Annotated in this window: 8 protein-coding genes; 2 read left to right on the plus strand and 6 right to left on the minus strand. The window is 70.5% G+C overall.

Annotated elements, in window-relative coordinates:
• Positions 1-11: 11 nt before the first annotated feature.
• Both HUW62_RS44690 and HUW62_RS49405 read left to right on the plus strand, forming a co-directional pair.
• Entirely contained in the window at positions 12-1160 is a 1149-nt protein-coding gene (locus HUW62_RS44690; RefSeq protein ID WP_176437919.1) for an AI-2E family transporter, read from the plus strand.
• 59 nt (positions 1161-1219) lie between these two features.
• A complete protein-coding gene (locus HUW62_RS49405; RefSeq protein ID WP_255203989.1) occupies positions 1220-3010 on the plus strand; it encodes a hypothetical protein in 1791 nt (596 codons plus the stop codon).
• Here the strand turns inward: HUW62_RS49405 and HUW62_RS44700 are convergent.
• The 6 genes from HUW62_RS44700 to HUW62_RS44725 form a co-directional block, all read right to left on the minus strand.
• A complete protein-coding gene (locus HUW62_RS44700; protein WP_176437920.1) occupies positions 2994-3821 on the minus strand; it encodes a nucleotidyl transferase AbiEii/AbiGii toxin family protein in 828 nt (275 codons plus the stop codon). The two genes, HUW62_RS49405 and HUW62_RS44700, sit on opposite strands and share 17 nt — an antisense overlap.
• The gene (locus tag HUW62_RS44705) at positions 3818-5014 is read right to left on the minus strand and encodes a non-canonical purine NTP pyrophosphatase (RefSeq protein WP_163864638.1); all 1197 of its coding nucleotides are present in this window, start codon (positions 5012-5014) and stop codon (positions 3818-3820) included. The genes HUW62_RS44700 and HUW62_RS44705 overlap by 4 nt, the downstream gene beginning before the upstream one ends.
• Positions 5011-5772, minus strand: a complete 762-nt coding sequence (locus HUW62_RS44710) for an RNA ligase family protein (RefSeq protein ID WP_205522610.1) — start codon at positions 5770-5772, stop codon at positions 5011-5013. Before HUW62_RS44710 ends, HUW62_RS44705 begins: the two co-directional genes overlap by 4 nt.
• Positions 5773-5833: 61 nt before the next feature.
• On the minus strand, positions 5834-6163 hold the full coding sequence (locus HUW62_RS44715; protein WP_163864639.1) for a Carotenogenesis protein CarS: 330 nt from the start codon (positions 6161-6163) through the stop codon (positions 5834-5836).
• Complete coding sequence (locus HUW62_RS44720) at positions 6160-6825, minus strand: DUF1109 domain-containing protein (RefSeq protein WP_176437921.1); 666 nt, start codon at positions 6823-6825, stop codon at positions 6160-6162. Before HUW62_RS44720 ends, HUW62_RS44715 begins: the two co-directional genes overlap by 4 nt.
• Positions 6825-7037: RNA polymerase sigma factor (locus HUW62_RS44725; protein ID WP_303626921.1), on the minus strand; the 213-nt coding region annotated here is incomplete at its 5' end. The genes HUW62_RS44725 and HUW62_RS44720, both read right to left, overlap by 1 nt.

Here is a 7037-nt window from a genome sequence, read left to right on the forward strand (position 1 = left end):
GGGGTGGGGCGGTGGCTGATTCGCGGCGGTGGTCGAACTACGTGTTCGCGGCGCTGTTTGCGCTCGCGCTGATTCTTTTCTCCAGGATTCTGTTGCCGTTCCTGATGCCCGTGTTGCTGGGCGGCTTCCTGGTCGTCCTCTTCATGCCGGTCCAGGACTACCTGTGCCAGAAGCTGCGGGGCCGCAAGCCCCTCTGCGCCGGGGTGTCCACCCTCACGGTGTTCTTCCTCATCCTCGCGCCGCTGGCGCTGGTGGGGTGGATGGTGGCGCGCGAGGTGTTCCAGTTCGTGGGGCAGGCGCAGGACCTGCTGGAGCGGGTGGACCTGCGTCACCAGTTCGCGTCCAGTCTGCCCCGGGGCTTGAGCCGCTACATCCGCCTGGATTTGGAGAGCGCGGAGACGGAGCGCTCGCTGATGGCGGCGGTGACGGGCGGCGCGGCGCTGCTGAAAGACCTGGTGGGCGCGGGCACGGAGCTGGTCATCAACATGTTCCTGATGACCGTGGCCATGTACTACTTCTTCCTGGATGGTCGCCGGCTGGTGGCGGAAGTCACGCGGTTGATTCCGCTGGACCGTCGCTACTTCGAGGCCTTCTCGCGCGAGTTCACCGACGTCGCCTACGCGATTGTCTACGGCAACACCATCACCGCCATCATCCAGGGCGCGGTGGGCTTCGTGGGCCTGCTCATCGCCGGTGTGCCGCACGCGGGGGTGTGGGGCGCGGCCATGGTGCTGGTGGCGCTGGTGCCGGTGGGCGGTACGGCGCTGGTGTGGGGCCCCATCGGCGCGGTGCTCATCGCGGTGGGTCAGGTGAGCGAGGGCGTCTTCTTGCTGGCCTGGGGGGCGTTCCTCGTGGGGAGCATCGACAACGTCATCCGTCCCCGGTTGTGCGGCTCGCGCATGGCGCTGCACCCGCTGCTCGTCTTCCTGTCGATGTTCGGCGGGCTGGCGGTGTTCGGGATGATGGGCCTGCTGGTGGGGCCGCTCATCGCCTCCATCTTCATGGCGATGGTGCGCATCTACCGGCGCGACTTCCTGGGCATCGGCCGCGCGCAGTACGTCGCGGAGGTGGAGCGCTCGGAGGAGCGGGGGATGGATTCGGAGCCGTCCTCCGTGTCCGCCCAGACGGTGGTGGGAGCCCCGGCGCACCTCAACGCCTGACCGGACAGCCGGGCAAGCCTGGACTTCGCATGCGGGGTGGGTGAACCTTCCACTCCTGAATGATGAACACCCAACACGCGATGGTTCGCTGGGGCCTGGTGCTCTTCGTGGCGGTGGCGCTGGCCTCTCCGGAGGCGTTGGCGCAGGTCGTCAAGAGGAAGCGCGCGGCCCCGGCCCAGGTGGTGGCGCCCAAGGCGAAGGCGAAGCCCAAGGCCGTCAAGACTCGGAAGGCGGCCGCGCCCAAGGGGGCGACTCCCAAGGAAGAGCCCAAGCGCCTCGTCGTGCTGACGCTGGAGGGTGATCGCGGTAGCAAGGTGCGCGGACAGCTCGAGTCCGCCCTGCGCCGCTCGAAGCAGGTGAAGATCCAGTCGCTCAAGCAGTACGCGACGCTGGCGAAGAAGGACGGGCTGAAGGGCCCCGCCGTCTTCACGGACCAGGGCCTGGTCGCCGTGGCGCCGAGGATGAAGCTGGACGCGGCCGTCACCGGCTCGGTCGGCCCGTCGGGCCTGACGGTGCGCGTGCTGGACGCGAGCGGCGCCGTGCTGGGTGAGCAGGACGTGAAGTTGACGAAGGGCAAGCTGTCCTCGGCCGATGCGAAGAGCGCGGTGCTCGCCGTCGTCGAGACGCTGTCGGCTCCGACGCGCGCCTTCGAGCCTCCCCCGGGCGTCACGCCCACGGAGCCGATGAAGCCCGCGGAGCTGGTGACCCCTCCGCCCGTCGTGGCCGAGGCCCCGCCGCCGAAGGCGCCGGTGAAGGTCGAGGAGGCTCCGTTGGAGGCCCCCAAGCCGGTGGAGCCCGCGCCCGTGGCGGAGCGGCCCATCGAGTCGCCGAAGCCGCTTCCCCCCGTGGAGCGTCCCGCGAAGGTGCCCGAGACGAAGACGCCGGAGGCCCTGGCCATCGCGCCGCAGCCGACGGATGGGCCGCCTCCCATGGAGGAGGACCCCGAGTCCCACACCTCCACGGATCCTTTCCTGGAGGTGGCGCTGGATACCGGCTCGGGTGGCACGGTGGGCAAGGAGGCCGTGCGTCCGCCGCTGGCCCGGCTCACGCTGGGCGGCACGACGACGTGGCGCAAGTACTGCGCGCGCCCGGGTGTGAAGTCGTGTGACGAGTTTGATCGCAAGAGCGAGGACGAGCAGCTTGGAGACCGCTCTGACTACGAGTCGTCGGTGCCGTACCTGGGCATCTCGGCGGAGCTGGAGCTGCTGCCGCTGGCGCGCCACACCTCGCCCCTGAGGGGCCTGGGCGCGGTGCTGGGCTACCGGCGCGGATATGCGTCCACGAACGTGACGCTGTTCAACGACGCGGGGCAGTCCGTCACGCGCGAAGTCGTGGCCACCGACTCGGTGCTCACCGCGCAGGCGATGTACCGCTACTACTTCGGCCTGGGCTCGTCACATGAGCTGCTCGGCTACGCGGGCGCGCGCGCGGGCCTGCTGACGCGCTCCTTCGACGTGGACGAGTCCGCCGACAGCCCGCTGTCCGGCACCCACCGTCTGTACCCCGCGGTGGGCCTGGAGGTGTCGGTGCCGTTGATTCGTCAGGTGCGCCTGGAGGCTGCGGGCCAGCTCTTCATCAGCCCGAAGCCGGGACAGGGCTTCAACGATGAGGGCGGCGCGTTGAACCTGGAAGTGAGTGACTACGGTACCTCGGTGTCGACGTTCGGCTGGGAGGCGGAGCTGGGCGTGGCTGGAGAGCTGTGGGGCCCGTTGGGCTACCAGGTGCGCTTCAAGGTGTCGCGCTACAAGGACACCTTCAGCGGCCCCGGCACGCGGACGGGCTGGGACAACGGAGGCGTGGCCGAGGACACGTACTCCAGCATCCACTGGGGCCTCACCGCGTCGTACTGACGCGGCGGGCTTCGAGGGGCGAGGGCGCAAGCGCACTCGCCGCCTCCCAGATGGGGCGCAGGGCCTGGGCGACGGCAGTCACCACGTCGGCGAGCTGCTCGGGGCGCCCCTCCGGCTCACTGGCCCGGTAGCGCGCCCACTTCTCCAAGCTCCACGGGCCGCGGCCGAACTCGCCACCGACGAGCCGCTCCATCACCTCCAGCGAATCTCCGCGCGTGGCGAAGGCGAGCCGCAGCGCGCGAGGCAGCAGCTCCGCCTCCAGCGGCGCGTACCTCGTGAGGAGGTACGTGTCGAAGAGGTCCTTCGGGCGGAACCGGCCCTTGCCGCGCTCGAAGAGGCCGTGCACCTTCCACGCGAGCAGCGTCTCCGGACGACAGGCGAGGACTCGCGCGGGCGCGGTGTCCGAGGACTCGTAGTCGAGCCACGTGGCGGGCGGGTCCATCGGGTCGCCGAAGCCCGTGTCGATGCGCAGCTCGAAGGCGGACTCCACCCCGGGCAGCCGCGTCTCCACGTGGATGCGCACGCCGGGGAACTCCGTCTCCGCCCAGATGATTTCGGAGCGCAAGGCGCCGAAGGTGAAGCCATCCCCCGTGTCGTCGCGCAGCAGTCGCTCCATCCGGTCGACGCAATCGCGCGCGTTGAAGGGGAAGGCCGCGAGGAAGTCCAGGTCTTCGACAGGGCGAGGCACCGGGCCGCTCCACCGTCGCATCATCAGCCCGCCCCGGAGGATGAGCGTGGAGGCCTCGGACGAGCGCGCGAGGCGGCGCAGCACCGCGACTCCCGCGCGCAGGGGCAACGAGTGCGCGCTCACGGCGAGGCCTCCAGCCAGCCCCGGTCCAGCCCGAGGTTGGAGTCGTAGACGGTGAACTCCCGCAGCCGCTGCGTCAGCGTCAGGCCCAGTTCGGAGAGGTCCTTGAGCAGCGCGTTGAAGCGCGCATCCGCGTTCGCCTTGCCCAGGTGGTAGACGCGCAGCGTGACGAAGCGCTCACTGGCGCCGTCCTCGCGAATCTTCCGCGCGTTGCGAGACAGGTGGGCGCCGTGCAGCGTGCAGCGGGCTTGCAGGGCATCCAGCCCCTCGCCGCTCGCGGGAATCAGCGCCTTCACGTGGAACTCGAAGTAGTTGGCGGGCTGGGCGCGCGCTGTCTCGTCGTCCTCGGGCATGTCGCGATTCTTCCCGAGCGCCTCCAGCTTCATGCGCGTCACGTCGAAGCCCTCGCTCGCGAGCGCACGCGCCATGGCCCTCACTTCCTCCTGCGCCTGCCGGAGCGTGCCGTGGTGGTAGGAGGCCGTCATGGGCTGGAAGGGCTCGGCGCCCCGGCCCAGCTCGATGAAGATGCACTTCACCGAGGCCGCGTCGCAGAACGCGCGGAAGCGCTGGAGGTCCTCCTCGGTGCGAGCGGAGACGGTGAGGTGGGCCTCGTAGGCGCCACCTGGAGATGCGATTCGCAGCCGGTCGGCCAGCTCCAGGTAGGGACGGTGCCGCATGTTGAGGAAGAACTTGTTGCGCGCCATCTCCCCGAGCGTGCGCTGGTAGCCGTCCGGCAGCCACGCGCCGTCCCAGCCATAGCCACCGTCGCCCCGGGGCTGGGTGAGCAGCATGCCCTCGATGGCGTCCTCGAAGAGGGCGACGCGGTCCGGATGCCCATCCTCGGAGAAGGCCACGGCCACGCGGGTGCGGCCCCGACGGCCGCCGTTCTTCGCGAGGAAGACACGCTCACCGAACTCCAGCAGCTCCTTCTTGAAGCGGGCGCCGGTGAAGGCCTCGCCGTCGTCCAGCTCCATCGCGGTGGTCTCCACGAAGCACGGCACGCCGAGCTGGGCATGGGCGGCCAGCACCTTGCGCTTCGCGATGGTGGCGAGGTCCAGCGGGGCGGTCGTCCCATCCTCCGTCGCGGTGAGCCCGGGCAGTGCGAGCTTCCGCCAGGTGATGTCGAGGCCCGCCAGCAGGAGGGAGACCTCGTCGGCCTTGTGTTGGTTGCCGGTGACGAAGAGGGCCCGAGTCACGGGAGCACGTCCTTGGGTGGGAGCGCCGAGGGGCGCCAGTTCCAGATGGCGGGGCGCCCCGTGTTCTCCGGCAGCAGGCTCCCGTCCACCTTGTCGCGACGGACATACTTGGTCAGCAGCTCCACCCTGACACCCTCGCCGTCCTGGCGCTCGAGCCGCCACACGGCCCCCTCGACGGGGTCCAGCGCGTGGTGGAACCCGCCCGCCGGCAGCAGCGCCATGGCGGCGTCGATGCTCAGCGCACCGCCCTCGTGGATGACTCCCGGGGTGATGAACCCGCCCGCGTGGACGCGAGCGGTGAGCCGGGCCCAGGGCAGGCGCGTGCCCTGGTGCATCAAGTCGAAGGCGACGAAGGGCTCGTGGGTCAGTGCATAGCGGGTGCCGTGCGCGAGTGCGAGCCACTCACCCACGAGCCACTCGCCAGATTGGAGCACGGCCCGGAAGCGCTCCGCGTGGGTGTCGACCCAGGCGGACCAGAGCTGGCGGCCTTCATTCGGAGAGTGGGAGGCGAGCCGGCCCTCGCGGCCCAGGGCGAGGATGTCGTCTCCCATGCGCGCGGCGGCGACGCAGGAGCCATCCAGCTTCTCCAGGACGACGAGATGGTCTCTCTCGTCGCGAAGTCGCTCGGTGCAGATGCGCGCCAGCGCCAACGACAGGTGCTTGTCCGCGGGGCCGGTGCGGGAGCCGGGCAGGTGCGGAATCGAACCGTAGGCCTTGCGACCCAGGGGGCGCGGTGTGTCGTCCAGGGAGGTCACCACCACCTGACTATGCCCGCTGCGTCGGACGAATGCTGGCGTGTCGCCGCGAGCACGACGGGGGCTACCGCACGCGGTGAGCGCGTGGCGCGGCGTGCTCCCGGTCCTCGCCGCGCTGGCGGGGGACGCGCTGCCGCACCCAGGGGGCCTCCAACTCGTCCGGGAAGAAGAGGTCTTCACCCAGCCCATCCACGAGGACCTGGATGAGCGGATCCGCCGGGTACTGGCGGCTGGGGTCGTCGTAGACGAGCGCCATGACGATGCCGGTGCGACCGAGGAAGCCCGGGCTGATGGTGCCGTCCGAGGAGGCGCTGACGACCGTGACGTGCTCTCCGATTCGCACCGGTGCTCCGTCCACGTCCGTGCTCACGATGAGAGAGGGGTCCAGGGTCATGGGGCGTAGGAGCGGGGTTTGAGGGAGCGAGACATGACGAGGGCCACCCCACAGATGAACGCCCACGCGAACAGGTGGTAGCCAGCGACGTGACGCCAGTCCTGTTCACACGCCAGCTCACCAACGAACGCGCCCGTCGTGCCGACGGACAACCCGGCGCACAGGGCACGCAGGGGCTGGAAGGCCGCGCCGCGCAGCATCCATAGCGCCGCCACGAGCGGCACCGCGTCCACGGCCAGATGGCTCACGGTGCACACCCAGGCGGGCAGGGACGGCGTCGTGCCGGGAGAGCCCCGCGCGAGCACCAGCGTCGCGGCGCAGGCCATGGCCAGTCCCACGGCGCCTCGACGCAGGCCCCGTCCACGCGGGGACAGCGCGCCCCAGGCACAGACGGCGCTCGTCACGAGCAACAGCAGCAACAGGGGAACGCGCGCCAGCATGGCCGGGGGCGTGAGCGCGCCGACGGCCAGCATGACGCAGGCCACCAGCACGGCGAGCCCTCCGGAGGAGACCATCATCCAGCCGGCCTGCGTGCGCCAGCGCCGCACCGGCTCGCGCAGGGCCAGCTCTCCACGTGCGCTCGCGAGGGCACGCTCAATCGCGCTGCCCTCCGAGGGAGGCGCTTCCTTGAGCAGGGCGTCGATGTCGATGGGCGGCTTCATCACGCCTCTCCCAGCCCGCTGAGCAGCTCACGGAGCTTCTCGTAGCCACGATGGGCCCGCAGTCGCGCGGCGCCCGCGCTGATGCCTCGGAGCGCGGCGATCTCCTCGAACGACCAGCCTTCCACCTTGCTGAGCACCACCGCCTCGCGATGGTCCGGAGGAAGACTCTGCAGCGCGTCCAGGAGGTGGCGGCGGAGGGCGGGGTCCCCAGA

It is taken from the genome of Myxococcus sp. AM011, from assembly GCF_013372595.1.
Lineage (GTDB): Bacteria > Myxococcota > Myxococcia > Myxococcales > Myxococcaceae > Myxococcus > Myxococcus eversor.

Bases quoted from the DNA above. Each gene is read 5' to 3' on its own strand.
- HUW62_RS49405 (WP_255203989.1), top strand. From the start codon at position 1,220: ATGATGAACACCCAACACGCGATGGTTCGCTGGGGCCTGGTGCTCTTC.
- HUW62_RS44715 (WP_163864639.1), bottom strand. From the start codon at position 6,163: ATGACCCTGGACCCCTCTCTCATCGTGAGCACGGACGTGGACGGAGCA.
- HUW62_RS44720 (WP_176437921.1), bottom strand. From the start codon at position 6,825: ATGAAGCCGCCCATCGACATCGACGCCCTGCTCAAGGAAGCGCCTCCC.